This is a genomic window from Campylobacter sp. CCUG 57310 (assembly GCF_013201975.1).
Taxonomy (GTDB): domain Bacteria; phylum Campylobacterota; class Campylobacteria; order Campylobacterales; family Campylobacteraceae; genus Campylobacter_A; species Campylobacter_A canis.
This window is the reverse complement of sequence record NZ_CP053845.1, coordinates 656,173-682,699: the sequence shown is the minus strand read 5'-3', so window position 1 is coordinate 682,699 and position 26,527 is coordinate 656,173. Positions and strand designations below refer to the sequence as shown.

Annotated in this window: 27 protein-coding genes; all 27 read right to left on the bottom strand. The window is 39.0% G+C overall.

Translation table 11 applies throughout. The features are described 5' to 3' along the window. Positions 1-14 precede the first annotated feature (14 nt). Positions 15-2,393, bottom strand: a complete 2,379-nt coding sequence (locus CORI_RS03470) for a hypothetical protein (RefSeq protein WP_173030816.1) — start codon at positions 2,391-2,393, stop codon at positions 15-17. A gap of 24 nt (positions 2,394-2,417) precedes the next feature. Further along, entirely contained in the window at positions 2,418-3,908 is a 1,491-nt protein-coding gene (gene nuoN, locus CORI_RS03465; protein ID WP_173030815.1) for an NADH-quinone oxidoreductase subunit NuoN, read from the bottom strand. Further along, positions 3,901-5,418: an NADH-quinone oxidoreductase subunit M gene (locus CORI_RS03460; RefSeq protein WP_173030814.1), complete on the bottom strand. Its 1,518-nt coding sequence runs from the start codon at positions 5,416-5,418 to the stop codon at positions 3,901-3,903. The genes nuoN and CORI_RS03460 overlap by 8 nt, the downstream gene beginning before the upstream one ends. Further along, the gene (gene nuoL, locus CORI_RS03455) at positions 5,411-7,255 is read right to left on the bottom strand and encodes an NADH-quinone oxidoreductase subunit L (RefSeq protein WP_173031924.1); all 1,845 of its coding nucleotides are present in this window, start codon (positions 7,253-7,255) and stop codon (positions 5,411-5,413) included. The genes CORI_RS03460 and nuoL overlap by 8 nt, the downstream gene beginning before the upstream one ends. Positions 7,256-7,263: 8 nt before the next feature. Next, positions 7,264-7,569, bottom strand: coding sequence for an NADH-quinone oxidoreductase subunit NuoK (gene nuoK, locus CORI_RS03450; RefSeq protein ID WP_173030813.1), 306 nt, complete (start codon positions 7,567-7,569; stop codon positions 7,264-7,266). Next, positions 7,556-8,089, bottom strand: coding sequence for an NADH-quinone oxidoreductase subunit J (locus CORI_RS03445; RefSeq protein ID WP_173030812.1), 534 nt, complete (start codon positions 8,087-8,089; stop codon positions 7,556-7,558). The genes nuoK and CORI_RS03445 overlap by 14 nt, the downstream gene beginning before the upstream one ends. Further along, entirely contained in the window at positions 8,082-8,819 is a 738-nt protein-coding gene (nuoI, locus tag CORI_RS03440; protein ID WP_173030811.1) for an NADH-quinone oxidoreductase subunit NuoI, read from the bottom strand. The genes CORI_RS03445 and nuoI overlap by 8 nt, the downstream gene beginning before the upstream one ends. Beyond that, a complete protein-coding gene (nuoH, locus tag CORI_RS03435; protein ID WP_173030810.1) occupies positions 8,816-9,805 on the bottom strand; it encodes an NADH-quinone oxidoreductase subunit NuoH in 990 nt (329 codons plus the stop codon). The genes nuoI and nuoH overlap by 4 nt, the downstream gene beginning before the upstream one ends. Further along, positions 9,802-12,150 (bottom strand): NADH-quinone oxidoreductase subunit G, encoded by a 2,349-nt coding sequence (locus tag CORI_RS03430; protein ID WP_173031923.1) that lies wholly within the window; start codon positions 12,148-12,150, stop codon positions 9,802-9,804. Before CORI_RS03430 ends, nuoH begins: the two co-directional genes overlap by 4 nt. 14 nt (positions 12,151-12,164) lie before the next feature. Beyond that, positions 12,165-12,899, bottom strand: coding sequence for a hypothetical protein (locus tag CORI_RS03425; RefSeq protein ID WP_173030809.1), 735 nt, complete (start codon positions 12,897-12,899; stop codon positions 12,165-12,167). A gap of 10 nt (positions 12,900-12,909) precedes the next feature. After that, positions 12,910-13,134, bottom strand: coding sequence for an NADH-ubiquinone oxidoreductase subunit E family protein (locus CORI_RS03420; protein WP_173030808.1), 225 nt, complete (start codon positions 13,132-13,134; stop codon positions 12,910-12,912). Beyond that, the gene (nuoD, locus tag CORI_RS03415) at positions 13,131-14,357 is read right to left on the bottom strand and encodes an NADH dehydrogenase (quinone) subunit D (RefSeq protein WP_173030807.1); all 1,227 of its coding nucleotides are present in this window, start codon (positions 14,355-14,357) and stop codon (positions 13,131-13,133) included. The genes CORI_RS03420 and nuoD overlap by 4 nt, the downstream gene beginning before the upstream one ends. Further along, entirely contained in the window at positions 14,358-15,152 is a 795-nt protein-coding gene (locus CORI_RS03410) for an NADH-quinone oxidoreductase subunit C (RefSeq protein ID WP_173030806.1), read from the bottom strand. It abuts the gene before it with no gap. Continuing rightward, the gene (locus tag CORI_RS03405) at positions 15,152-15,661 is read right to left on the bottom strand and encodes an NADH-quinone oxidoreductase subunit B family protein (protein WP_173030805.1); all 510 of its coding nucleotides are present in this window, start codon (positions 15,659-15,661) and stop codon (positions 15,152-15,154) included. The genes CORI_RS03410 and CORI_RS03405 overlap by 1 nt, the downstream gene beginning before the upstream one ends. Further along, positions 15,643-16,032 carry an NAD(P)H-quinone oxidoreductase subunit 3 gene (locus tag CORI_RS03400; RefSeq protein ID WP_169941955.1) on the bottom strand — a complete coding sequence of 130 codons (390 nt, stop codon included), beginning with the start codon at positions 16,030-16,032 and terminating at the stop codon, positions 15,643-15,645. The genes CORI_RS03405 and CORI_RS03400 overlap by 19 nt, the downstream gene beginning before the upstream one ends. A gap of 120 nt (positions 16,033-16,152) precedes the next feature. Then, positions 16,153-16,836, bottom strand: a complete 684-nt coding sequence (locus tag CORI_RS03395; RefSeq protein WP_173030804.1) for an aspartate/glutamate racemase family protein — start codon at positions 16,834-16,836, stop codon at positions 16,153-16,155. Between the two features lie 62 nt (positions 16,837-16,898). Then, the gene (locus tag CORI_RS03390) at positions 16,899-18,242 is read right to left on the bottom strand and encodes an anaerobic C4-dicarboxylate transporter (protein WP_173030803.1); all 1,344 of its coding nucleotides are present in this window, start codon (positions 18,240-18,242) and stop codon (positions 16,899-16,901) included. A 93-nt stretch (positions 18,243-18,335) separates the two neighbouring features. Further along, a complete protein-coding gene (locus CORI_RS03385) occupies positions 18,336-19,736 on the bottom strand; it encodes an aspartate ammonia-lyase (protein ID WP_173030802.1) in 1,401 nt (466 codons plus the stop codon). A gap of 415 nt (positions 19,737-20,151) precedes the next feature. Beyond that, entirely contained in the window at positions 20,152-20,484 is a 333-nt protein-coding gene (locus CORI_RS03380) for a cupin domain-containing protein (RefSeq protein WP_173030801.1), read from the bottom strand. 524 nt (positions 20,485-21,008) lie between these two features. After that, the gene (gene rplS / locus CORI_RS03375; RefSeq protein WP_169941944.1) at positions 21,009-21,365 is read right to left on the bottom strand and encodes a 50S ribosomal protein L19; all 357 of its coding nucleotides are present in this window, start codon (positions 21,363-21,365) and stop codon (positions 21,009-21,011) included. Continuing rightward, positions 21,362-22,066 (bottom strand): tRNA (guanosine(37)-N1)-methyltransferase TrmD, encoded by a 705-nt coding sequence (gene trmD, locus CORI_RS03370; RefSeq protein ID WP_173031922.1) that lies wholly within the window; start codon positions 22,064-22,066, stop codon positions 21,362-21,364. Before trmD ends, rplS begins: the two co-directional genes overlap by 4 nt. Further along, entirely contained in the window at positions 22,066-22,596 is a 531-nt protein-coding gene (rimM, locus tag CORI_RS03365; RefSeq protein WP_173030800.1) for a ribosome maturation factor RimM, read from the bottom strand. Before rimM ends, trmD begins: the two co-directional genes overlap by 1 nt. Next, positions 22,586-22,831, bottom strand: coding sequence for a KH domain-containing protein (locus CORI_RS03360; RefSeq protein ID WP_173030799.1), 246 nt, complete (start codon positions 22,829-22,831; stop codon positions 22,586-22,588). Before CORI_RS03360 ends, rimM begins: the two co-directional genes overlap by 11 nt. 5 nt (positions 22,832-22,836) lie before the next feature. Further along, complete coding sequence (rpsP, locus tag CORI_RS03355) at positions 22,837-23,067, bottom strand: 30S ribosomal protein S16 (RefSeq protein ID WP_169941939.1); 231 nt, start codon at positions 23,065-23,067, stop codon at positions 22,837-22,839. A 73-nt stretch (positions 23,068-23,140) separates the two neighbouring features. Continuing rightward, the gene (gene ffh, locus CORI_RS03350) at positions 23,141-24,481 is read right to left on the bottom strand and encodes a signal recognition particle protein (RefSeq protein WP_173030798.1); all 1,341 of its coding nucleotides are present in this window, start codon (positions 24,479-24,481) and stop codon (positions 23,141-23,143) included. Between the two features lie 146 nt (positions 24,482-24,627). Then, positions 24,628-25,386: an RluA family pseudouridine synthase gene (locus CORI_RS03345; protein ID WP_173030797.1), complete on the bottom strand. Its 759-nt coding sequence runs from the start codon at positions 25,384-25,386 to the stop codon at positions 24,628-24,630. Beyond that, entirely contained in the window at positions 25,364-26,518 is a 1,155-nt protein-coding gene (gene waaA / locus CORI_RS03340; RefSeq protein ID WP_173030796.1) for a lipid IV(A) 3-deoxy-D-manno-octulosonic acid transferase, read from the bottom strand. The genes CORI_RS03345 and waaA overlap by 23 nt, the downstream gene beginning before the upstream one ends. Positions 26,519-26,527: the final 9 nt, after the last annotated feature.

The window sequence follows — 26,527 nt, the reverse complement described above, 5'->3', positions numbered from 1 at the left end:
GGCTTCCTTGCGCCCTACTCCACGAGCCTTAATTGCTGCTCGCAGATACTCTTCCACGAACTTTCAAAATTTAGCTCCAAGCACTCTTTTATATAAGGCTTCGCCTCGCTTGGTTGCTTACGCTTGATATAAATCTCTGAAATTTGAGCAAGCGCTCTGGCTCTATCGCTTGGCAAAAGTCGCGAACCTACAAGCTCTTTTGACGCTTGCACCGCTTCATCAAGCCTATCAAGCCTATTTAAAGAATCAATGTATTCAAAATTTATTTTCGGGCTAAAGGTAGTGATATTTAGCCTTTTTTGTAGTTCAATGGCTTTTTTGGCATAGACGGCGGATTTTACAAAATCGCTACTTGCATAAGTTGCGCTTGAAATTTTATCATAGGTTTCAATAACCTTAAAATCATCTTCTCTAAGCGTCTCTATCGCGCTTATAGTAGCTACTGCGTCGCTTATTCGGTTAAGTTTAAGCAAAGCTTCAAAGCGATAAAAAAGCACGGGCGAAACGTCCGCATACTCCTCTTTAGTCGCGATAGCAAGTGCCTCATCAGCCACGCGCAAAGCCTCGGCATACTTTTCTACTTTGATAAGTGCGGAGCTTAAATTTATGAGCCACTCGATACGATCAAGCATATCTTGCGAATTTATATTAGCACGTGCTAGCTCATAAGCGCTTTCAAACCTTAAAAGCCTCATATAGCAATTAAACAGCTTAAATTTCGCCTCTATACGACCGCTTATCTCATAGTTTTCCACTAGCGAAACCACTGTTTTGCAGTTGTCTTGGCGAATCATCTCATTAGCAAGCGCCAAAGCCGCATTATTTACGCTAATGATCGCCTCGGTATCGTTCATATCGCGAGCCGTGTTTGTATAGCGAAGCACATCGCTGAATTTTCCCTCTTTTAGATATAAGCCGGTCTGCTCTTTAAGAGCTCTTTGGGCTATTTCGTTTTTACCGTATTTATCCATAAGAGTATCGTAGTATTCGTGAAGTTTAGTTGCATTATTTTCGTTAAGTTCAAAAAACAGTCTATCAAGCCCCATTTGAACTTGCGAGATAAATTCGCCCTCCTTAAACTCATCTTTATAGCGTTTTAAGTAGTCGTAGGCTTTATTTACATCTTTTGTATTACTTAAGCTAAGGGCTAAATTCTTAAGCACTATTTCATAGTGTTCATCGTTTCTGTTAGAGTTTTGGGTTATGATCTCATAAATCCTTGAAGCCACATCGTCCATTTTACGCTCGTGAAACACGGCAGCAAGCTCCATGGCTTGAGATATATCGTTTAGCAGATAGCTCTCATTTGCGTTTAGAATTTTTAGTATATAATCTTTAGCTTGCTCAAATTTCGCCGCATTTATACTGGTTTGCGCTAAGGCTAAAGCGGCTCTGCTTGCTACATCTACGCTACTAGTTGAGTAAAGAACCTTTTCATACATTTTTATAGCGTCGGCGGCTTTGCCCGTTTTGTAAATTTTATCTGCAAATTCAAGTATCGCCATCTTCGTCCAAAGCGAGTTTGAATGCTCGTTCATCAGTATATCAAGAGTGTAATTCGCATCGCTCATCATATCCTGCCTGATGTATGATTTAGTAACAAGATAAAGCACTTCGGAGTAATTTTCATCAGAAGCAAATCGTCTCATCCATGCTTTGCCTTCGTTTGCGATATCCATAGGCAAAATTTCATTATAATTCTCTTCTTTTTCTAAAATTTTATCAAGAGCTCGCAAGCGATAAAGCATAAACTCGCTTGCAAATATACTGTTTGCATATCTTTTTAAAGCCGTTTGAGTTGAAACTAAAACCGCTTCGTAGCGCCTAGCGTCATAGTCTTTTTTGATTTCAAGATATAAATTTATATCGTGGCTATCGGGGTTTTCTATCGGAGCTTTGTTCAGATCAAGAGCTCCCACGCTTGGAAGTTTCATATCATTAAAGCTGGGAGCGAAATTTATGCCGTCTTGTTTTGGCTTATCAAATTCGCTCAAAGCAGAATCTATGAGTATCGTATGATGAAGAGCGAATTCATCTTTGCTTTCTTTTACGTCGCTACTTCCAAAAAGTGGGCTTTTATAGCTTATCAGCCTTGAATTTGCGTGCGGAGTTATGGTTATCTTGGTCGTATTTTCATCTTGAGTGAAATTTATCTTGACCAAAGAGAGTATCTTGTCATCTATTTTAGGGATTGAACTACTAGAAATTTCGCATACATAAAGCTTTTTATCGTAAGCTAAAATTTGCTCCTTGCAGCTAAATTCCTTCTCGTCTTTTAGATGAAGGACACTATAAGTTCTATTTGCCTCTTTGCCTGAATTTAAGGTCAAAGAAAAGCCAAACGCAAAAAGCGGAGCAAGAAGAAAAATAGATAAAATGGCTAATTTTTTCATATTGATATTATATGATGTTTAATTTTAAAAACCACTTGCAACTACAAATTTGGCGATAAACTCAAGCAGTGGATTTATCATAAGCATAGCCGTTAAAGTAGTGATGACCGCAAAGCCGACGATAACCTTAAGAGCGTTTGAAGTATTTGCGATGTAGAGGTTTTTATCTTTAACCACAGGCTCTTTTAAAAACATATAAACAACAAGCTTTAGATAATAATAAATCGCCAAAGCGCTGTTTAAAACCATAATCACGGCTAAGACGATGTGATCGCTTGCAACGGCTGCAAAAATGAGATAAATTTTGCCCCAAAAGACGCTAAAAGGAGGAATTCCGGCAAGGGCAACCATAAAAATAGCCATTATTACGGCATAACTTGGCAAAGTCTTTATAAGTCCTGCAAATTTTTCGTAAGGATGCTTAAATCTCCTGTCCCAACACACCGTATCATCGCAGCGTGCAACCCAAAGCATCGAAAATGCGCCTAAATTCGCAAACAAAAACATAATCCAATACAAAAATAGCGCCGTATTAGCCTCGCTTGTGCCGACAACTATCGCACAAAGCACAAAGCCCGCGTGAGCTATGGAGCTAAGAGCAAGCATTCGCTTGACGTCGCGTTGCACAAGAGCCATCGAATTTGCTATAGTCATCGTTAAAACCGCACTTATATAAAGCATATCGTGCACCCACTGGATACCGGAATTTGCAAGACTTTCAAAAAGCCTCATCGCCACTATAAATCCCGCGACTTTAGGCACTACCGACATGTATCCTGCAAGAGGGGCGTTTGTGCCCTCATAGACATCGGGCACCCATGTATGAAAAGGTATCAAAGATAGCTTAAATCCAATCGCACTAAACATAAAAACGCACCCTAATATAACCACCATGCTATCTTGCAAATTTAAATCCCTGATAACCTCTCCGGTAAAATTTATCTCCAAACTTCCGCTTGCAAGATAAAACATCGCCGCACCAAATACGAAAAATCCGGCGCCCAAAGCACCCATAGTAAAATATTTAATCGCAGCTTCTATGGATTTTAGTTTGTTATGAAGCGCGATAAGCGTATAAAGCGCAAGAGATGAGGTCTCAAGCCCGATAAATATCAAAATAAGGTTGTTGCTACTAACCATAAATTCAAATCCGGCTATCATAAACAAAAATAGCGCGTAATACTCGCTCATCTCGTATTCAAAAAACCGCTTCGTACTAAGCGCAAGCGGTATAAACAGCGCAGAAGCCGTAAGTATGACAAGCTGAGAGATGATAGATATGCCGTCTATCACCATGAGACCGAAAAATCCGCTCATCATGCGGTTTGAATCAATAACTATGCCGATATTTAGCATTATGGCGATAAGGCAAAAAACAGTATAAAAAGTGCGCGAAAGATCCTTTTTAAAAGTGCCGATGCATAGTATAAACAGCCCAAAAACTATAAGCGAAAGCATAGGCGCTATGGAGGCTAAATTTAGCTCTTGTAAATTTAAAAGAGTAAGATTATTCATCGCTCCCTCCTAGCTTGTTTGAATGCTCTATAAATTCCTTTGCTTTTTTGGTTTTTGCATTTACATGCATCTTCTCAACCATGGTTTTCACGCTTAGATCAATAGGCGCTAAAACCGCATTGGGTCTAACGCCAAGATAAATAACAAGCAAGCAAAGCGGTACAAGAGCGACTAATTCGTTTAAATTTAGATCCGCAAGCTTTAAATTTTCTTCTTTGCATTCTCCGTAAAATACCCTAGCAAAAAGATGAAGCATATAAACAGCGCCCACTATCACGCCGACCGTGCCTAAAATTCCATATATGAAATTTGCCTTAAAAATTCCAAGCAGACTTAAAAATTCTCCCACAAACCCTATCGTAAGAGGAAGCCCTATGCTACCAAACATCACTACGCCAAAAGCAAGAGCAAAACGAGGCATTACCCCAGCAAGCCCACCAAATTCGGCTATCATCTTGGTATGTCTTCGCTCATATATCACGCCTACAAGTAAAAACAGAGCGCCGCTAGTTACGCCGTGGCTTATCATTAAAAACACCGCCCCGCTAACGCCTTCTACGTTCATAGAAAATACCCCAAGCACCACAATACCCATATGAGATATCGAACTATAGGCGATTACTTGCTTCATATCATCTTGAGCGTAAGCTATAAACGCGGTATAAATCACCATTGTAACAGCCAATATCGCTACTATATCAAACATCATCACGCTTGCATCGGTAAATAACGGCAGTAAAAATCTCACCATGCCGTAAGTGCCCATCTTAAGAAGCACCGCTGCAAGCAGTGTAGAGCCTATGGTAGGGGCTTGTCCGTGAGCGTATGGAAGCCATGTGTGAAAAGGAAACATCGGCGTTTTTATCGCAAACGCTATAAAAAATGCTAAGAAGAGCCAAATTTGAGTATTTTCGGGCAAATTTAACCCCTGCCAATCAAGAAGCGAAAAGCTCCAAACTCCGTTCATATCGTAGTGATAATAAGCCATCATCAAGATCGCAACAAGCATAAAAACAGAGCCAAAAAACGTATATATAAAAAACTTAACCGCAGCGTAAATTCGCCTGCCGCTTCCCCATGCACCGATGATATAAAGCATAGGAAGCAGACTAAGCTCCCAAAATATATAAAACAAAATCGCATCAAGCGCTAAAAATACGCCCATCATAGTCATCTCTAAAAATAAAATAGAGATGATAAGATGCTTTAAATTTTCTTTTATAGTAAGAGCGATTAAAGATACAAGAGTCATAAATGAACTTAAAACAACCAAAAACAAAGAAATTCCGTCGATGCCCACAAGGTAGTTTATGTTTAGAAATTCAATGAGCGAAATTTGATTTACGAAGCTGTATCCGCTATTGGCCGAGTCAAAACCAAGCCATATGAAAAGAGTAAGCAAAAGCTCTATAAACGCTATGCAAACCCCATAGACCTTGATACTTTTTTCCTCTATCAAAAACCCAAGCATCGCGGCAAGCGCAGGGAAAAATATAACCAAACTAAGCATAAATAACCTTAATAAAAAACGCCAAAGTAAGCAGTATAACAAAGCCTATAACCATAAGGCGCAACATAAGAGATAGATTTCCGCTTTGCATGCTGTTTGAAAAATTTGCAAATTTATATATCGCAACCGCAACCAAATCAACACTTTTATCTATAACCGCTTCATCTAATTTCTTACAAATTTTAGCCAAATTAAAGTATCCGTTTATAAAAACTCTCCTATAAATTTGCGGGATAAAATACTCGTTTTTTAGTAGCTTGTAAATTTTAAGCTCGTCCAAGCTGCTTTTAAAAATCTCTTTTTTGTAAGCAAATATCGCAAAAATCGTAGAGATCAAAACAAGCGCAAGCGTTGTAAATATCATGATTAGGCTCGTGCCGCTTGGTATATCAAATTCAAATTTAGGCAAAATATTTTCCGTTAGAAGCTCGAATTTATGCTCAAAAAACCCTGCAAACAGAGCCAAAATCACAAGAGGCATAAGCGATATGAGAGCGGGTCTACTTGCTTCATGTGGTTCATGCTCAAATTTAGCTTTGCCAAAAAATACAAGCATAATCAGCCTAAAACTGTAAAATGCCGTCATAACCGCACCGGCTAAAAGCAAAGCATAGATAATAAATTTATCGCTGCTAAAAGCCGCTTCTAAAATTTTATCCTTTGAGAAAAAGCCGGCAAACGGATAAAATCCCGCAAGTGCCACCGAGCCTATTATCATAAATACTGCGGTTATTTTCATAAATTTATAAAGCCCGCCCATCTTTTTTATATCAAGTTCATCGTTCATAGCGTGCATTACGTTGCCCGCGCACAAAAACAAAAGCGATTTAAAAAACGCATGCGTAGCAAGGTGAAAAAGCGCCACCCAATACGCTCCAAGCCCTGCGGCTACGAACATATATCCAAGCTGAGATAGAGTCGAGTAGGCGATTATCTTTTTCAAGTCGTTATTCACAACCGCCATAGAGGCTGCAAAAACCGCCACAAATACTCCAAGATACGCTATGAAGTTTGAAATTTCAGGCACGGCGCCGAAGATGGAATTTGCTCTAATTACCAGATAAACTCCTGCCGTTACCATAGTAGCTGCATGTATAAGCGCCGAAACAGGCGTAGGTCCTTCCATAGCGTCGGCAAGCCAAGTGTGAAACGGAAACTGCGCACTCTTACCCATCGCGCCTATAAATAAAAACGAAGCGATCAAAGCAAGCAAGGCGCCGTCTGAATTCGGCACCATCCTAAACACATCTACATATCTCACACTTGCAAATTCGCGGTATATCAAAAATATCGCCACAAGCATGCCAAGATCGGCGATTCGGTTCATGATAAAGGCTTCGTTTGCAGCCCAGCTTGCACGAGGCTTTTTATACCAAAACCCGATAAGCAACCACGAGCAAAGTCCTACACCTTCCCAGCCGATAAACAGCCCTATAAAATTATCGCTTGAAACCAAAACGAGCATAGAAAATACAAAGAGTCCAAGATAACTAAAGTATCTGTTAAACCCGCTATCATTAGCCATATAGCTGATCGAGTAGATATGCACGACACTTGCTACTACGCCCACCACACACATCATGATCACGCTTACGTCATCAAGCATAAAGCTAAAATCACTCTCAAACCCGCCCGCTATAATAAAATCCATAAGATAAACTTCTATCGCACCCGCAACGCTTACTAAAGTAAGCAAGGCTATGGATGCAAGTGCGCTTGCAACTATCAAAAACGAGCAAGCTATGCCCACAAAGGCTGACCTTGCAGTATGTGAAAACGCACTCGCCAAAATGCTTGCAAAAAGCGGAGCAAATAAAGCCACGGCAAAAAGAGTCATGATACTCATCACTCGCTCCTCATGCTTTCTAAGCTTGAAATTTCGATCGAGCCCGTCTTTTTATACCAAAGCACAAGCAAGCCAAGACCTATGGCAACTTCGCTTGCGGCAACGGCGATAATAAAAAACGCAAAAATTTGCCCTATCATGTCGCCGTTAAATTTCGATATCGCCGCAAGCGCTACGTTTGCCGAATTTAGTAAAATTTCGGTTGAAAAAAAGAGCATTATAAGATTTCCTCGTTTTATTATACCCATAAGCCCGAGCGCAAACATCAGCGCAGCGACGATGAGATAGTGGCTAAGCGTTATCATCGCTCACTCCTTTATCCATATCCTTATGCACAAGCGCGATAGCTCCTACCATAGCCACAAGCAACATAACAGCAGCCAGCTCAAAGACGACAAGATACTTGGTAAAGAGCAAAATTCCAATCATCTCTATATTGCCCATAGTTTCAACGATAGGATATCTAGCCTCTAAATTCGCAGAAGCTATCGGAGCTGCAAATATAAGCACAAGTATAAGTGCGCTAAGTGTGCCAAGCGTATATATGAGCCTTGAAGCGGCCTTGCTTCTGCTCTCGTTTACATCTTTACTAAGATCAAAAAACATCATCGAAAAAGCGTATAGCACCATAACCGCACCCGTATATACGATGATCTGTACCACTCCTAAAAACTCGGCATCAAGCAAAAAGAAAAATCCCGAAACAAATATCATGCCTCCGGCAAGCGAAGTCATCGCGTAAAGGACATTTTTGCTAAACACGCTTATAGCAAAACAAGCAAGAGTAAATGCGGCAAAGATATAAAACGCAACAGCCTCAAGCATCGCTTCCGTCCTTTGTATCTTTTACGCTTTCTTTAACCGATTGATCGGCATTTAAATTTTCATCAGAATTTAGCTCTTTGCGCTCTTTTTCTTTCAAAGCTTCCTCTCTTGAAATTTCCTCATAAACCTCTTCACGTAAAATTTCATCTAAATTTTTATACGCAGTAGGCGTTTTTTTCACAAACCTATCCGCATCTTCGCCAAGCGAACCAAATCCGCTAAATTCGACTTGGCTTTTAAGCTCGCTAATTGGAGTTAAAAGATCTTCTTTAAGCCCAAAATACGCTCTTTGTTCGCTTGCGTTTTCGTATTCGCTTCCGTGCACGATAGCAAGCTCGGGACAAACTTCCGCACAAAGCCCACAATAAACGCACCTGCCGTAGTTTATGGAGTATTCAAGCACTTTTTTGCGTCCATCTTCGCCCTCTTTAGTCTGCATGGCGATACAGTTACTTACGCAAATTTTCTCGCACAGCCCGCACCCTATGCAACGCTCATTTTCACTCTCGATAAACCTCATAAGTCTATGTACCGAGCGATATCTTGGGCTTAGCTCGATCTTTTCAAGCGGATATAAAACGGTATGAGACTTACCCCATATCATCTCGCGTAAAACGACCCAAAGCCCCGCAAATAGCTCAAATTTTATCGCGCGAGAGGCAAATCTTTTAAATTTTTCAAATTTACCGCTCGGCGGAGTCGGAGTATCTATCAAAACATATTCGCTCATACCAGCACCAGCCCCGTTATCAAGATATTAGCCACGGCCAAAGGCATCAAAACCTTCCAGCACAGACCCATTAGTTGATCGGCTCTTACGTGAGGCCAAGCCGCTCTCGTCCAAAGAAAAAAGAAAAATATAAACGCCGTTTTTAAAATGATCATAATCGCACCGGGCACGAACCAGACGGGATTAAATCCGCCTAAAAATATAAGACTAACAAGAAACGACGCGGTTATCATATTAGTATATTCGCCGATAAAAAACATACCCCAGCGCATGCCCGAATACTCCGTGCCATATCCCGCTACAAGCTCGGTTTCATTTTCCGTTAGACAAAACGGTGTTCGATTGGTCTCCACAAATGCCGCAATCAAAAAAAGTCCAAACGCAAGCGGCTGCCTAAAGATAAGCCAACCGCCAAGTCCCGCGTCCTGGTAGTTGTTTATGTCTATTAGCGAAAGCGAGCCTACCATCATAATGACACTTAAAAGCGAAAGTCCCGTAACGACTTCAAAGCTAACCAGCTGCATGCCCGCACGAGCAGCCGCGATAAGAGCGTATTTATTGTGGCTTGCAAGCCCTGCAAGAAGCGGGGAAAATACGCAAACGGCACTTACTCCAAGCACATAAAGCACACCGACTCCCACATCGGCCAGTATTGGCCTAACCGTATACCCAAACAGCTCAAATTCGGGCAAAAACGGCACCGTAGCAAGCGCTGCAAAAGCCCCTATGGCCGAGATTAAAGGCGCTATTAAAAATACTTTTTTATTGGCAAATTGCGGCACGATATCCTCTTTGGTAAAGAGCTTGATCATGTCGGCGACAAGCTGAAGTATGCCGGCAGGTCCTACCATACTAGGCCCGACTCGCCTTTGCATATAAGCTAGCACCTTGCGCTCCGCATAGGTTCCAAGTCCTGCAAGAGTGGCAAAAACCGTGATGATGATAAGAGCTTTTACGATGGTTTCTACGATATAAAATCCGCTCATCTATCACCCTTTAAAATCTCTAAATTTGCATATCTGCTCTCAAAAAATGCGTCTATATCTATCTTTTCGTCAAATTCACCGATATATGCCACGCATGAGCTTAAATTTTTATCAAGCTTAACGTGAAGGGCTAAAATTTTATCGCCCAACTTTATCTTCACCGCCTCATTTTCGCAGAGCTTAAATTTATCCAAAAAAGCCTGCGAAGCATAAAGAGCTCCCGCTTCGTTTAACTGCGAAGCTCTGTTTGTAAATTTTGAAAACTGATGAATAGGATTTGCTCTATAAACGTTAAATTCCTGTTCATCAAATTTCAGCTTATCAAACTCAAATTTAGCCTGCGCCTCTATATCTACGGCATTTAAAAGATATCCGCGGTGGGAATTTCCCGCATTATCGTAATAATTTTGCAAATCATCAAATTTCACTTCGCCAAATTCGCTAAATCTAGCAAGCTTTGGCGTGTAGTCTATGGTATAGCGAGACTTAAGCCCAAGCTCGTTTGCAAGATCGTTTAGCGTATAGCCAAGATATGGCAAAGCCGCATTTGTAGGCACTACGCGCTTGTCGTAACTTACAAATGTGCCCTCTTGCTGCGTTAGTGCAGGCGCGTAAAGATCGCCTCCATATACGCTCATACTAAAGTCGGCTTTTTCGTTGTAGCCGAAGCTAAAGCCGCTTTCGCGCTCACTCAAAGTGCAAATTTTAGCAACTCCTAGCGAGTTTGTGCGAGGCGGCAATATAACAACCTTAAATTTGCTGAATTTAGCGATCATTCCTAAAAGCGAAGCCAAATTTAGCGCCTCTTTATGATAGATAAAATCCTCTCCGACAACAAGAGCAAAGCTTTCTTTTTTAGCTCTAAGTTCGGCTATTTTAGCTTCATCAAGCCCAAGCTCGTCGGCAAATTTTAGCTGCTTTTTGATCTTAGTCTCTTCGCCTTCAGCCACTTCAATATCTATCAAATTTCTATCCAGAAATTCCTTTGTATCTTCATCTAAATTCTCGCCAAATTCATGCAGTATCCATAGCAAAATTTTAGCCTCAATGCCCGCTTTATGATCTATGAAAAGCAAATTTTTAGAGTAGGATTTCACAACCTCATCAGCAACCGTATGAAAATAGATCGCCGATGATTTGTTTATCTTAAGCGCATTATTTAAGGCATAACTAGCGTTTGGCGCGTCGTATCTTAAGAAGCTTCCCGCGGTTATAATGAAGTCCGTTTTACTTAGACTTGCCACGTCGCCATTATATAGACTCTCGCCGCTAAATTTAGCATACTCGTTTAAAAATTCCTGATATCTTTTTGCCTCGTTATTTACCAAATTTAAGCCAAATTTCTCCCTTAAAAGCTCTAGAATTAGAGCCTCTTCATTTGTTATGAAGCTGTTAAATATGATATTTTTAACCTCTCCTAGGCGAAATTTCTGGGTTATATTTTTAAAATTCGCCTCATCTTTTAAGGCATTTTCATTAGCAAAGTCATATCCGTATCTTGCGGCGGGATTTAGCGTAGCGAAGTGAAAGTCGTTGCTGACTCTATAAATTTTCCTTTTTCGCTCGCTTATGCCCGTGGTTTTCACATCATAATAAATCAGCTCGCAGTCGCTTGAATGAGGATTTGCAGCGGGAATTTTTTCTAGCTCCCATACGTTTGAGCTGTATTTAAATTCACTTCCCACAAGCGCTCCTACGGGACATACGCTTGTACACTCCCCGCAAAAAGAGCAGTCAAGCTCCTCGCCAGCACTTGGCGCGATAAGGCTCTTTTGAAATTTACTCCACACGGCAAAGGCATCTTTTGGCATGAGATCTTTCATCTCTTTTGCGACCTGATCGCCTCCGCGCGCAGTGGTTTTTAAAGCGCCCTCACCTATTTTGTCCTTACAAACCGTTATACATCGCTCGCAAACTATGCAAAGAGCGGGGTCATAGCTTATCTTGCCCCATTTTATGTGTGGTTTATGAGTGTCTTTTATCGCGTAGTTTTGAGCGGTAACCTGCATAAGAGCGGTTAAATTTTGTAATTCACACTCGCCGCTTTTATCGCATACTCCGCATTCCAAAGGGTGATTTATGCAGTAAGTTTGCATAATGGCGTTTCGCTCGGATATTATCTCTGGCGAATTTGTAACCACTGCCATGCCGTCTTTTGCCTTGGCGTTACAGCTATATACTCGCTTTCCCTCGGCTTCGACCATGCAAAGCCTGCAGGCAAGCGTAGGCGAACAGCCGCTAAGATAGCAAATCGCAGGGATATAGATACCGTTGCATCTTGCGATATTTAGTATGCTCTCGCTTTCATCCGCCTTGCAGTGGATACCGTCGATAAAAACGCTTATTTGCTCGCTCATCTTTAGCCTATTTTTGAAATTTTTGCAACCTTAAAGTTATAGCCGTCAACATTTGCGTCGTTAAAAATTCCAACCGTGCCTTTCATCAAGCCATCAAGCCTAAATTTACGCGTTATGTCAAGATCGCGCGCTTTTATACTCACCTCATCACCGTCTTTTATCTTAGCAGCCGCCGCAAACGAAGCAGAACCTACAAGTTCGCCGCTCTCTCCGACAAGCCCAAAAACAACGCTTCCGTCAAAGCTTTCAAGCTCTTTTAGTTCGGTTAAATTTCCGCCGGTCTCAACCTCTTTAGCTTCGCCGTCCGCTAACACGACGTTTAAATCAAGCAAATTTAAAAACTCAAAGATAAGCTTTGAATCAGGATGAGTAAAAAACGTGCTGTCGATAATGATGTTTTTAGCATTACCTAAAAACTGGGCAATAGCTTCAAATTCCTCTTCTCCCACACTGCTTTCGCCGCTTAAAAATCCCTCATCAAGCTCGCTTAGATATTCGCGCGCCTTAGGAGTTAAATTTAATCCCTCCGCGCAATATTTACAAATAAGAGCAAGCACATAGCTAAGAGCCCCTATCTCGCATCTTATTAGATTTTCGTTGCCTAAATTTTGATCCTCAAAGCATGAGATATACAAAAACTCATTTTGTTTTAACTTCTCAGCCAAATTTGAATTTTGCACGCTAAGCAAACTTGCCATACTTAAAGTCTTACCGCCGTTAAATTCACTAAATTTCATATCCCGCCTTTTAATTCTTCTTTATCGCCATCATCCAATCAACTTGGTTAAATTTAAGCGAATTCATTATCTCACACCCGTTTCTAACAGCCAAATTCGCACACCTTTCTATACACCCAAAATCCCCGATCTCAAAAAGATAAATACAGACCTCGCCGCTTCTTAGCTTCAAAACACATCGTTCAAATTCGCGTTCAAATTTGGCTTTTAAATGCCTCAAATCAACCCTTTTCATCTGTCTATCTCGCCTAAAATGATATTTGAACTGCCGATTATAGTAACGACATCGGCGATATATTGCCCCACTAAAAGATGCTCGTAAAGCGCGCAGTGAAAGAAGCTAGGAGCGCGAATTTTAAGCCTATAAGGGCTTGCTTCGCCGGTTGAATATATATAAAATCCAAGCTCGCCCTTTGGCGACTCGGTAGCGTGATATACTTCTCCCTGCTTTGCTCTTAGTCCTTGAGTAACAAGCACAAAATGCTGCATCAAAGAGTAGTTTTGAGTCATGATCTGCTCTTTGCTTGCGCTTACAAACTGCGGCGAATTGGCTAAAATTTCAGGGCTAGTAGTATGATAAAGCTTTGCGCATTGAAGCAAAATCCTAACGCTTTGCCTCATCTCCTCCATATAAAGCTTATATCTTGCATACGAGTCCCCGCTGGTAGCGTAAGGAACGTCAAATTCAAGCTCATCATAGATGAGATACGGTTCTGCCTTTCTGATATCCCAAGGCACTCCGCTTGCTCTTAGCATAACGCCCGAGCAACCCATACTAAGAGCGTCTTCTTTGCTTAAGACGCCAACTCCTTCAAGCCTCATACGCCAAATTCTATTATCACTTAAAAACGTTTCGTAAGTTTTGATATCGTTTGGAAATTTATCGCAAAACTCAGTCATCTGCGCCAGCCAACCGTTTGGCAAATCAAGCGGCATGCCGCCTATACGAACGCTTGAGTGAGTTAGCCTAGCGCCACAATAAGCCTCTATCAGATCAAGCACGTATTCACGCTCTCTAAAAGCATATAAAAACACACTCATGGCGCCCACATCAAGTGCGTGAGTAGCCAAAAAAAGCAGGTGTGAGCTTATGCGATTAAGCTCTAATATCATCGTTCTAATTATCTGTGCCCTTCTTGGCACTTCTATATCACAAAGCTTCTCAACCGCTGCGCAAAGTGCGTAGTTGTTCGCACTTGAGGCTATATAATCAACTCTATCCGTTACCGGCAAAAACTCCTGAAAGGTCATGTTTTCGGCCATCTTTTCAACGCCTCTATGCATAAAGCCTATTTCAGGCATGGCGCGCACGACCTTTTCACCGTCAAGCTCAAGCACGAGCTTAAGCTGCCCGTGAGCCGAAGGGTGCTGAGGACCGAAATTTAGTATCATCTTGCCGTCATTTTCTTCAAATTCGATATTTTCAAAAAACGGCTTAAGTCTGCTTGGATTTTGCATTTACGGTCTTTTCTTTAAAATTTTAGCTTTGTCGCGCTTTACTTTTTTCACAAACGCCACGCCCTCATCCTCTTGATACTCTTGTAGCACCCTTTCATCTCTTGGAGGCTCGCCTCTGCCGACTTCATGATAAATTCTTGAAAAATTAAACGTATCTTTGCTATCAACCCTTGCGCTGTCGCGATTTTCAGGACCTATGACCTCTCGATATTCGCGTCCGAAAATTTTATCGACTTCATACCACTGCGCCTGCTCGTCGCCGTGAAGCGGATAGCTCTTTAAAAGCGGGTGCGAGTGCCAATCATCAGGCATTATAAGACGCTTTAAATTCGGATGATTTTTGATCAAAACCCCAAACATATCATACATCTCTCGCTCGGACCAATTTGCGCTTTTATACAGTGATGTCACGCTTGCAAGCATTTCGCGCTCTTTTACGAAGCATTTTAGCCTTGCGCGCTTTATTTTTGATACGGATAAAAGCTGATAAAACACTTCAAAACCGCCCTTGCCAACGATAAAATCAACAGCCGAAATTTCACATAAAATTTCATATCCAACTTCTCTTAAAATTTCAAGCGCTTTTAAATTTTCTTTGCTATTTACATACACTACAAGCTGATCAAGCTCTATATATGAGTCTAAAATTTGAACTCCCGCAATAGCCAAAGCCTCTATATCTTCTTCAAATTTACTCCCGTAAACGTCAAATTTCTGCGTCTTTTCAGGTATGTAAAAGCTGTCTTTATAGTAGTGCTTTTTCTGAGCGTTATTTCTATCTTTATACTCTCTCATTATATCAGCCTCTTTGGTTTTGCAGCTCTAAAGGCACTTTGCTTGCGAATTTTCTTTTGAAGTATCATGAGTGCATATTGAAGAGTTTCTGGGCGCGGAGCACAACCCGGCAAGTAGATATCAACAGGTATTATCCTATCAACCCCTTGCACCGTTGAATAGGTATTAAACATGCCGCCCGTGTTTGCACAACTTCCCATGGATATGACCCACTTTGGCTCAGCCATTTGATCATATAGTCTTCTTGTAAATTCGGCGTGCTTTTTTGTAAGGGTACCTGCGATTATCATCACTTCCGAGTGTCTCGGCGAGGCTCTAAAAATAGTTCCAAACCTATCAAAATCATACCTGCTAGCCCCGCTTGCCATCATCTCTATCGCGCAACACGCAAGCCCGTAACTAAGCGCCCAAAGCGAGTTACTACGACCCCACTGCACAAGCTTATCGACTGTCGTTAAAACTACCGGCAAACCGGCGTTTGCGGCATAATTCATTTCACGCCCTGCCACTCAAACGCTCCTTTCCCCCAAGCATAGATAAATCCTACCGATAAAAGCGTGATAAAAAGCAACATCTCAACAAATCCAAAAACTCCTAAAATTTTAAAATCAACCGCCCATGGAAACATAAATATAACCTCAACGTCAAAAAGAATAAAGAGTATCGCGTATGTAAAATAGTGAGTATTGATGCGGTTTGGCTGCTTTATCGTTTCAGGTCCGCACTCGTATATGGCAAGTTTTAGACGCTCGGAGTTTTTATTTGCTAATTTTGCGCCTATCTTGCTTGATAAAAAGACAATCAAGCTAAAAACGAAAGTCGCTAAAAAAAGTATGACAAAAGCGCCGAAATATAAACCGCTAGTTTCGGAGTGTGACACGAAAAACCTTTGAAATTTTATAATTAACAAAGATTTTATAAAAATTTATTTTAATTGAGAGTTAAATTTGAGAATTTAAGAGCAAATTTGACTGATCGGCTTCAAATTTGCGCTTAAATTTTACTTTTGAAGTCCGAATTTCACAGCCGCTTTTGCAAGCTCAAGAGTCGCATCTACAAATTTATCTTTTTTATCCGCATACGGCAAAAATAGCGGAATTTCAGTACAAGCCGCTATATAAGTATCAGCTTCTATAAGCTCTATCGTTTCGTTAAAAAGAGAGATGTAAGCTTCTAAGTTGTTTGCTTTAGCGCCTTTATAGATGCAGTCCATGATATTTGAAAGTAAATTTTCAGGAATTTGGACGCATTCAAATCCGTTTGTAACCAGCTCGTCTTCATAAATTTTAGCTTTTGTAGTCCCGGTAGTCGCTATGACGGCTATTTTTTTAGCATTTGGGAAATTTGTGCTTATCGCCTTAGTGGCTATTTTTGCTATATGAAGGATGTTTATACCGCACTCCTCTTCAAGCCTAGGAGCAAAATAGTGAGCGGTATTGCAAGATATGCAAACAGCCTCGCATCCTGCGTTTTTAAGCCTAAGTGCTGCTTCTTTCATAAAAGGAAACGGATCTTCGCCGCCGTGAAGTATATAAGCCGTTCTATCGGGAATTTGAGGGTAGTTATCTATGATGATAGGTATGTTGTCTTGATCTTTTTTTGCGTCCGTTAGCTCAACTATCTTTGCATAAAGATCAATAGTCGCAAGAGGTCCCATTCCGCCCATAATTCCGATTCGTTTCATTTAATTTCCTTAAATTTAAAACCAAGAGAGAATTTCTCTTGGCTTAAGTCTATATAAAACTCTTATATCAATATAGGAGCTATTAAAAATCCAAGTCCAACAGATATTGCAATCATGATCGTGCCAGGAACAAAGAACGAGTGGTTAAATACAAATTTGCCCACTTTCGTAGTTCCGGTATCATCCATTGCGATAGCACCAAGCGTTGTAGGATATGTAGGAAGAACAAATAGTCCGGAAACAGCTGCAAATGAAGCGACTAAAATCCAAACGTGTTGCGCATTTTCAGGACTTGTCATACCAAGAGCAACGGCAACCGCAGGCATCATAACGCGAGTTGTTGCAGCTTGTGAATAGAGCAGGCAGCTTAAGAAATAAAGCGCTACAGCTAAAACAAACGGGTACTTAGTAACAACCGCTTGAGCTATATCTTTAATACTCTCAATGTGTCCGTTTACAAATGTCGTTCCAAGCCAGGCAATACCGATCACGCAGATGCACGCATTCATACCGCTTTGAAAAGTGCTGGTTGAAAGCAATTTGCCTGTATCCACTTTACAAAGAACCACAATAACAAAACCGATAGTTAGCATGAAGCTTATAATTGCGTTATCTCTTGTTAGAATAGGATTTTCAACAAGCCCTACACTCTTTGAAATAGCAAGCGCATAAGCTACGATAATTAAAACGCCTATGGCAAAAACGGCAACCGATCTTTTTGCATAAGGTTTAAGCTCTTTGTACTCGGCATCTTTAACTTCTTCTACAAGACCTTTTGCAAGTCTTTCTTGATATATAGGATCTTTTGAAAGGTCAAGATCGTAAAATTTATTTACAAAAAATGAAGTTGCAAGCATAGCGACAAATGTCGTAGAGACGCAGATAAATAAAAGCATCGGATAACTAACACCAAGAGGCTCTACAACGCCTGTCATCGCAACAAAAGCCGCTGAAATCGGGCTTGCGGTAATTGCAACCTGAGATGAAACGACCGAAAGAGCAAGAGGTGCACTAGGCTTGATATTTTGTCCTTTAGCAACTTCGGTAATAACAGGAAGCATTGAAAAAGCCGTATGTCCGGTACCTGCAAATATCGTTAAAAGATAAGTAACGACAGGAGCTAAAAAGTTAATTTGTTTTGGATTTTTGCGTAAAATTTTAGACGCAACCTGAACAAGATAATCAAGTCCTCCAGCAACTTGCATAGCAGTAATTGCAGAGATAACCGATGCGATGATAAGGATAACGTCCATAGGAATACCCTTCATCTCGACTTTCATACCAAGCATTGCTAAAACAACAACACCAAGACCGCCTGCGTAACCAACTCCCATACCCCCTAGTTTAACACCTAGGTAGATACCCCCAAATAGGACTATAATCTGTAAAATCAGCATTATATCCATAAGAATCTCCTTTATGAAATTTATTTTTCACTTTTAATCAAATTTTGGCGCGCCGACCAAATTTGACACGCCAATTATCAAATAAGCCTAATTTTACTCACCCATGTGTGGGTTTAGCATATTTTTAGGCTCTAAAATTTTATCTATCTCTTCTTTAGTTAAATAACCTCTTTCTAGGCAGATGTCGCCGACAGCTTTACCTGTAGAAAGAGCTTCTTTAGCGATGCTTGCTGATTTTTCATAACCTATATAAGGGTTAAATGCCGTAACTATACCGACTGATCCTAGAACTGATTTTAAGCAAGCTTCAGGATTTGCAGTTAGTTTTTTGATAGCTTTTTCAGCTAGCGTATTCATAGCATTTTCAAGAATTACCAAAGAGTTAAATAGTCCGTAAGCAATTCCCGGTTCAAATGCGTTTAGTTCAAATTCGCCTCTTTCAGAGCAAAGCATTATAGTTACGTCGTTGCCGATAACTTCATAGCAAGCCTCGCCTACAACTTCAGCGATAACAGGATTTACTTTACCAGGCATGATTGAGCTACCTGGTTGCATTTGAGGTAAATTTATCTCGCCAAGACCGCATCTTGGACCTGAGTTCATAAGACGAAGATCGTTTGCGATTTTGCTTAGGCGAACCGCAGCTGTTTTTAAAGCGCCACTTACATGAACAAAATCACCGGTATCTTGAGTAGCTGCGATAAAATCCTCGGCAGGTTTAAAATCAACACCCGTAATTTCGCTTAAAATTTTATGAACTGCCGCTTTGTAGTCAGGATGGCAATTTATACCTGTACCTATCGCAGTAGCGCCCATATTTAGATATGTCATGCTCTCTCTGGCTGCTTTAATCTTTTCTATATCGCTTTTTATGTAGCTTGCAAATGCGTTAAAAGTATTTCCAAGTGTTGTAGGAACGGCATCTTCAAGCTCTGTTCTACCCATTTTTATTATATCTTTAAACTCTTTTGCCTTAACTTCAAGTTCGTTTTTCAAATTTTCCATAGCTTTTAGCAGGTCTGTTAGCTTCGCGTAAGCCGCTACTTTGATAGAGCTTGGATATGTGTCATTGGTGCTTTGACCTAAATTTGTATGATCATTTGGATGAAGGTATTGATATTCTCCTTTTTTGTGACCCATACTCTCAAGAGCAACATTTGTGATAACCTCATTTGAGTTCATGTTTGTAGAAGTTCCTGCACCACCTTGGATCATATCGACTACAAATTGATCTTGGAATTCTCCCGCGATCAATCTATCGCAAGCTTTAGCGATAGCATCGGCCTTTGTGGCATCAAGTACTCCTACTTGTTTATTTGCCAAAGCTGCGGCTTTTTTGATTTGGGCAAATGCTTTTATAAAATAAGGATACTCGCTTAGCCTTCTTCCTGTCATGTGGAAATTTTCAAGAGCCCTAAAAGTCTGAACGCCGTAATAAACGTCATCAGAAATTTCAAGCTCACCTATAAAATCGTGTTCTTTTCTGGTTCCCATAATGGATTCTCCTTTGAAAAAATTTAATTATTGAAACTATACTACAACTTTTATAATTTTTAAATTAAAAAATTAATTTTTAGGCAGTTTTTTGTACATTTAAATTTATTTTTTATTTATAATTTTAGACTTTGCTTAAATTATATTTAGATTAAGGGTTGTTTTGTTTTTTATATATAAAGAATATTATTCAAAAATTTATGTATTTAGAATAGAGCAAATTTAAGTTAAGATGAGATATTGATCAAAAAATAATATATAGATCATACTATCTTTGAATGCAAAATAAAATTTAGATTAAAATATATAGTTTTAAATAAAGAAAATGTAAATATGTAGTTAATATATTCTATCAACTACACAAAAGAATGAGGTATTTTATAAAATATAAATTTTAATTTTTTAAATTAAGATTTTAAGCGTTTAAAACTTTAAAAACTCGACTAACATCGTCGTTTTTACTTAAGCTTAATCTAACGATACTATCTTCAAGTGCATGTAATGCATGCGGGATATTGGCATCAAGTGCGATCATATCAAGAGAATTTAAAATTTGCACATCGCTTCCTACGCTAAATTTGATCTTTCCGCTAAGTACTTGAACCATTATAGCTCCAGGCGCTTGATGCTCTTTCATTTCATGCCCTTTTTGCAAATTTATGCGTATCTCTTTACTGCCTGAGCCTTCAAATAGTTTTACTACCTTTATACCGTTAAAATTCTCGTCTTTCCAAACAATCTTTTGCATTTGCATCCTTTTAAAAATATGTGGTAATTTTAACTTTTGGATATTAATTTTTTATTGATTCAAATTAAGAGTATTTTTGTATTTTATAAAAGGCTTTAGATGGAAATCATTTTTAGTCATAAAAGCCAATTAAATTTATATTCTATTAGCCTAATTAAAACTCCACGATAAACAACGGTATTGAATATACTACAAACCCGAAATCAAATTCTAATTTATATCTTTCTATCTTTTTACTTTAATGCTATTGAACTAGAAAAACAAAAAACTTAATTGTAATAAAAATTTAGACAAATATCTTCAAATAAGCAACAAAAGCTCTTTTATTTTTTACTGCTCATTTTAAACTAAAAAATAAAAAAGTTTAATTCAAACTAATGCGATTCTTAAAAAGTATAAAAATAGATAGACATATAGCCTATTGCAGATATTAAAATAAAAATTATTTAATATAAAATAAAGTTCAAAGTTATTAGAAAGAGTTAAAAGCCAAAAGAAAAAGATCTCTTTTGGCAAGTATAAAATTATTTTTTAAGCTCTCTAATACGTGCAGATTTACCGCGTCTATCGCGTAGATAAAATAGCTTCGCACGTCTTACGCGACCGCGTCTTAGGACAGTTATGCTCTCAAGACTATCGCTGTAGATCGGGAAAATTCTCTCAACGCCAACACTGTTTGCTCCGATCTTTCTAATCATAAATGTTTCACCGGTTCCGCTTCCACGTCTAGCTATACAAATGCCTTCAAAGTTTTGAACTCTGGTTTTGTCGCCCTCTTTAATACGAATAGCTACACGAAGTGTGTCGCCGGCACGAAATTCAGGCACAGACTTACTTGCAATTTGAGCATTTTCAAATGCTTCAATATACTTATTTCTCATCTTTTATCCTTCATCAGCGGCTTGTATTTTCGGTATAAATCAGGACGGAAAAACCTAGTTTTGAAGCACGCCATATCATTTTTTAAAACCCTGATTTTAGCATGATTTCCCTTTAAAAAGTCTGAAACAACATTTAAATTTTCATATGAATTTGGCTTGGTAAAAGCAGGAGATTCTAAAAGTCCTTGCTCAAAACTCTCTTCACTTAAGCTCTCTTCATTGCCCAAAACTCCGCTTATATTCCTAGATATAGCATCACTCATACAAAGAGCAGGCAATTCTCCGCCGGTAAGCACAAAATCACCTATGCAAAAAACTTCATCTACGTATCTTTCGACAATTCTCTCATCAACCCCTTCGTATCTTCCGCAAATAAAGCAAATATGCTCTTTTTTGGACAACCTTTTTGTATCTTCTTGTTCAAATTTCTTTGCAGCAGGAGTTAAAAAAACAAAATGAGTGTTTAAGTTTTTTTCTTTTACAGATTTTATCGCATCTTCAAGAGGCTGAACGCTCATAAGCAGTCCCGCTCCGCCTCCTATCATATAATCATCAACTTTTTTATGCTTATCTTTACTAAAATTTCTTGGATTTACAAACTCAAGCTTTATTAGTCCTTTGTTAGTTGCACGACCTAAAATAGAGTCCGTAAAATAAGGCTTGATTAAATTTTCAAAAAGCGTGATAAAAGTGAATTTAATCATGAATTTTCTAAGATCAAAAAAGCGTTTTTCGTATAAATTATCTTGTTTTGTATATCTATTTTTTCTACGTAGGCATTTATATAGGGTATGTAAAAATTCTTAGCAAGTCCTTTTTGAACAAGCTCATCATCAGTCTTAATACAAAAAAGATGATTTGCACTGCCGTCTTCTATATCCTCAACTACTCCTAAATTTTGATCATTTTCGTAAATTTTACATCCCAAAATATCAAAATAAAAAAACTCATCTTTTTTTAGATTGCAAGTTTGACGAGTAAGTTCTTGAGTGGTATATATAGTGCGATTTGTAAGAGTTTTAGCCAAATCAATATCTTCAAAATCATAAAAAAGGATAGAGCTATTTGCACTATTAAAGCTTTTTACAACTAGCTCGTTACCGTCTTTATCTATAAATTTTGCATCTTTTTTAAATTGTTTAGGAAAGTCACTTTTGTCATGAAGTTTAACAAAGCCCTTTAAGCCGACGCTTTTACCGAGTATGCCGACTTCTACCAGATCACTCTTCAAGTGGCTTTACCGTAACCCTATATGAGGTCGCATATTTTGCTTTGCAACCTATTATTACAGTTTTTATAGCATTTATCATTCTACCGTCTTTTCCTATAAGTTTGCCAGTATCCACCTTATCGGCATAGACTATCACTTCGGCGAAATTCTCTCCCAACTCTACTCTTTCGACTTTTACTTTGTCGGGAAAATCTGCTATAAGTTTTGCGTATTCGCGTAAAAAATCTTCAACCATTGTTATTATTTGCTAGTTATTTTTGCAACTCTATCGCTAAGTTGTGCACCTACACCCTTCCAATAAGCAAGGCGCTCGGCATCAAATTTAACAACTTCAGGCTCAACCATTGGATTATAGTATCCTATAGACTCTATCCAGCCACCGTCTCTTCTTTTTCTGCTGTCTGTTACAACTATACGATAAAATGGTCTTTTCTTGCGCCCCATTCTTGTTAGTCTTACTACTGTTGCCATATCTTGTTTCTCCTTCTAAATTTTAAATAAGGCTTAAATTTAGGCACAATTATACCCAAATTTAAGCCCATTTTTAACTAGGGCGATTTATCTTGGCTTGAGAAAGTAAATTTCCAAGTCCTCTCATGCCGTCTTTTCCTGAAAATTTCTTAGCGATTTTTGAAGCGTTTGTAAATTGCTTAAGAAATCTATTAACCTCTACCTGACTAAGGCCCGCACCTTGTGCCAAACGTCTTTTTCTGCTATTATTTAAAAGATCGGGATTTTCACGCTCCTTTAAAGTCATGGAATTTATCATGGCTCTTATATGAATTATCTCTTTTGAGTTATCCAAATCTATATCTTTTATCTGATTTGCCACGCCTGAAAGACCAGGGATCATGCCTATGAGCGACTTCATATTTCCAAGTTTTTTAACGCTTTCCATCTGCTCTAAAAAGTCGTTAAAATTAAACTGACCTTTTTTTATCTTTTTATTGAGTCTTTTTGCCTCTTTCTCATCGATAATAGCGCTTGTTTTTTCAGCCAAAGTCGCCAAGTCTCCCTCACCCATAATCCTGCTTACTATGCGATCAGGTATAAAGCTCTCCAAATCAGCTGTTTTTTCGCCAATTCCAACAAATCTAAGCGGGATATTTAGCTGCTTTGCTATTCCTATAGCGACACCACCTTTGCTATCTGAGTCAAATTTAGATAGCACTACGCCTGTTATCGCCAAAGTATCATTAAATCCTGCTGCGGATTTTATACCGTCCTGCCCGCTCATCGCATCGGCAACATAGAAAATTTCATGCGGATTAAGATCTGCTTTTATACTTTTTATCTCACTCATCAAAGCTTCATCTATAGCCAGACGTCCCGCGGTATCAACCAAAAGCACGTCATAAAGTCCGCTTTTTGCCTTTTCAAGCGCCGCTTTAGCTACTTTTATAGGGTTTGTTTCGTTTTCTATACTAAAAAGCTCTATCTCATTAGCCTCGCAAAGTTGGCGAAGTTGCTCAACGGCTGCAAGCCTTTGAAGGTCGCAGGCCGCCACTAAAACTTTCTTTTTTCTAAGCTTTAAATAGCTTGCAAGCTTTACGGTCGTAGTTGTCTTACCGCTACCTTGAAGTCCCGCCATCAAAACCACAGTTGGGGCGACAGGTGCATAGACAAATCCTTGATTTCCCGGAGCCGTTAAAATTTTAGTCAAATTTGATTTTATAGAGTCCAAAAACTGCTTTTGCCCTATACTGCTTTGTTTCAAATCAGCCTCAATTAGCGTCAGCAAATCTTTAGTAACTTTGTGATGAACGTCAGCTTTTAAAAGAGCTTTTTTAAGAACATCAAGAGCGTTTTTTAACGCTTTTTCATCATCAACAAATCTGATTTTACTAACGGCCAAACGAAAAGATTCACTGATTTGTTCAAACACAACTTTACCTTTTTTAATTTTATTTGCTAGCCAAATATGGCTTTTGGCTTATCCTAAGCACTTTAAAATGCCTAAAATTTTGCCTATTTATAATTAATTTAAACACATAAGGGACGCATTTTACTAAATTTTAGCTTTATCACTCTTTAAACTTCAAAATTCTTGCCTATCTCAAAGCCAAAATCATTAAAATCACTTCCCAAATTCGCCCTAAATTTATATCCTAAAATTTCTATCTTATATGCATGCAAATACATTCGTTTTGATCTATTTTTAGCGTATTTTTCATCGCCGACTATACCAAATCCGATATGATTTAGGTGCACTCTTATCTGATGCGTTCTGCCTGTTGGGATTTCAACTCTCACCAAGCTTTTTTTGCCTGCCACCATGATAGGTGAGATTATAGAAACAGCCTCTTTCCCGTCTTTTGAAATTTTCGAATACGCTCCGCCTTTATTTTTAAGAGTGATTATAGGTTCATCGACTCTTACATCTTCGCTTAAAATTCCTTTAACCATCGCGATATACTCTTTTTTTACTCGGTGATGTTTAAATTCCTCAATGGCTTTTTTTTGAAATTCCTCATTTTTAACGAGCAAAAGCACTCCGCTGGTCTCTTTATCAAGACGGTGCAAAAGCGGAAATTTGTAAATTTGACTTACTTTTTCCGATGTCAAAAACGCAGGCTTATTGATAGCGATTAAATTTTCATCTTCAAATATCACGCTAGGTTTTGGCATCTTCTGCACGCTAAATTTAGTAGCAACACTCATCATAGCTCTTGCAACTACGATTTTTTGTCCCTTTGCGCTTACTAATCCGCTATCTATGAGCTCCTTTGCTTCGTTGTTTGAAATTCCCTCTTGCAAAGCAAGGAGTTTATAAGCTTTTTCCTCTTTCACAACTATCCTTAATGTCTTTTATGATCTCATCCGCACTTCCAAGCGAACGGATTTTACTCTTTTTTAGCTCTTTTTTAAGCAAATCGCCGACATCCCCCGCTTTAGAAAACACAACGTCATCAACTTGTTCAAAAAGAGCCTTTTGGTTAAATATAAACTCTCCCGTAATTATACTATTTTCAAACTGAGCCGCCTCGATCGGATTGTGTCCGCCGACATTTGGCACAAAACTACCACCCAAGATCACGATGTCTGATATAGCGTATATATTTACAAGCTCGCCCATGGTATCAACAACCACGCATTTGGCGCTGAAATTTTTAGATTTTGAAAATATCTCAAAACTAAAGCCGTGATTGCGGGCAAATTTAGCCAAAATTTCACCCGCTTCATCAAATCTCTCAGGGTGGCGCGGAACCAAAATAAGCTTATCGTTATCTCTCAAATTTATATGATTTAACAGTAGCTCTTCTTCCTCTCTATGAGTGCTTGCAAGCACTATAATACGCTCTTTTGGCTTGGTGTAAGCTTTACTAATACTAGGCAAAAAAGCCGATTTGATATTTCCGCTTACGACTACGTTTTTTGCGCCAAGACCGATTAGTCTTTGTTTATCAAGCTCGCTTTGCGCATAAATTTTATCTATAAATTGAAAAATTTCTTTATAAAAAAAGCCAAATTTCAAGTATCTTTTATAGCTTCTATCTGAAATTCTGGCATTTATCAAAATAACTCTTGAGCCTTTAAATTTAGCCCAAAATACAAGCATAAGCCAAAGCTCGGCTTCAAAGATAACTAAAATTTTAGATCTTTTAAGCCAAAAAGGGATAAAAATTTCAAACGGCAAAAATCTTGTGTTTGGCGTTATTTTTTTAGCTTCGTCAAATCCTGTTTTTGTTATCACGCTTACGGCAATGCTTTGAAATTTTTTTAAAAGTGGCGCAATAGAGCGAATTTCACCAAACGAGCAAGCATGGAAATGAATGTCTGCTTCATCAAATTTGGGATTGTTAAAAAGAAAAAATCTAGCGGGAATCGAGCGGTGATATTTTGTTTTAAAGGCGATAAAAAGAAGCGGTAAAGCCCCGATCGCAAATGCAATCAGAGCTAAAATATAATATATTATTACCAAATTTTAGGG

Excerpts from the sequence above, each read along its gene's own strand:
- nuoI (WP_173030811.1), bottom strand. The coding sequence starts at position 8,819 with ATGAGCGAATATGTTTTGATAGATACTCCGACTCCGCCGAGCGGTAAA.
- nuoD (WP_173030807.1), bottom strand. The coding sequence starts at position 14,357 with ATGCAAAATCCAAGCAGACTTAAGCCGTTTTTTGAAAATATCGAATTT.
- rplS (WP_169941944.1), bottom strand. The coding sequence starts at position 21,365 with ATGAGAAATAAGTATATTGAAGCATTTGAAAATGCTCAAATTGCAAGT.
- nuoL (WP_173031924.1), bottom strand. The coding sequence starts at position 7,255 with ATGACTCTTTTTGCCGTGGCTTTATTTGCTCCGCTTTTTGCAAGCATT.
- CORI_RS03460 (WP_173030814.1), bottom strand. The coding sequence starts at position 5,418 with ATGCTTAGTTTGGTTATATTTTTCCCTGCGCTTGCCGCGATGCTTGGG.
- CORI_RS03360 (WP_173030799.1), bottom strand. The coding sequence starts at position 22,831 with ATGGTTGAAGATTTTTTACGCGAATACGCAAAACTTATAGCAGATTTT.
- CORI_RS03445 (WP_173030812.1), bottom strand. The coding sequence starts at position 8,089 with ATGCTTGAGGCTGTTGCGTTTTATATCTTTGCCGCATTTACTCTTGCT.
- CORI_RS03380 (WP_173030801.1), bottom strand. The coding sequence starts at position 20,484 with ATGCAAAAGATTGTTTGGAAAGACGAGAATTTTAACGGTATAAAGGTA.
- CORI_RS03420 (WP_173030808.1), bottom strand. The coding sequence starts at position 13,134 with ATGAAAAGGGTTGATTTGAGGCATTTAAAAGCCAAATTTGAACGCGAA.
- CORI_RS03390 (WP_173030803.1), bottom strand. The coding sequence starts at position 18,242 with ATGGATATAATGCTGATTTTACAGATTATAGTCCTATTTGGGGGTATC.
- CORI_RS03425 (WP_173030809.1), bottom strand. The coding sequence starts at position 12,899 with ATGAAATTTAGTGAATTTAACGGCGGTAAGACTTTAAGTATGGCAAGT.
- nuoH (WP_173030810.1), bottom strand. The coding sequence starts at position 9,805 with ATGAGCGGATTTTATATCGTAGAAACCATCGTAAAAGCTCTTATCATC.
- rpsP (WP_169941939.1), bottom strand. The coding sequence starts at position 23,067 with ATGGCAACAGTAGTAAGACTAACAAGAATGGGGCGCAAGAAAAGACCA.
- CORI_RS03395 (WP_173030804.1), bottom strand. The coding sequence starts at position 16,836 with ATGAAACGAATCGGAATTATGGGCGGAATGGGACCTCTTGCGACTATT.
- CORI_RS03470 (WP_173030816.1), bottom strand. The coding sequence starts at position 2,393 with ATGAAAAAATTAGCCATTTTATCTATTTTTCTTCTTGCTCCGCTTTTT.
- nuoN (WP_173030815.1), bottom strand. The coding sequence starts at position 3,908 with ATGAATAATCTTACTCTTTTAAATTTACAAGAGCTAAATTTAGCCTCC.
- CORI_RS03410 (WP_173030806.1), bottom strand. The coding sequence starts at position 15,152 with ATGAGAGAGTATAAAGATAGAAATAACGCTCAGAAAAAGCACTACTAT.
- nuoK (WP_173030813.1), bottom strand. The coding sequence starts at position 7,569 with ATGATAACGCTTAGCCACTATCTCATCGTCGCTGCGCTGATGTTTGCG.
- CORI_RS03385 (WP_173030802.1), bottom strand. The coding sequence starts at position 19,736 with ATGGGAACCAGAAAAGAACACGATTTTATAGGTGAGCTTGAAATTTCT.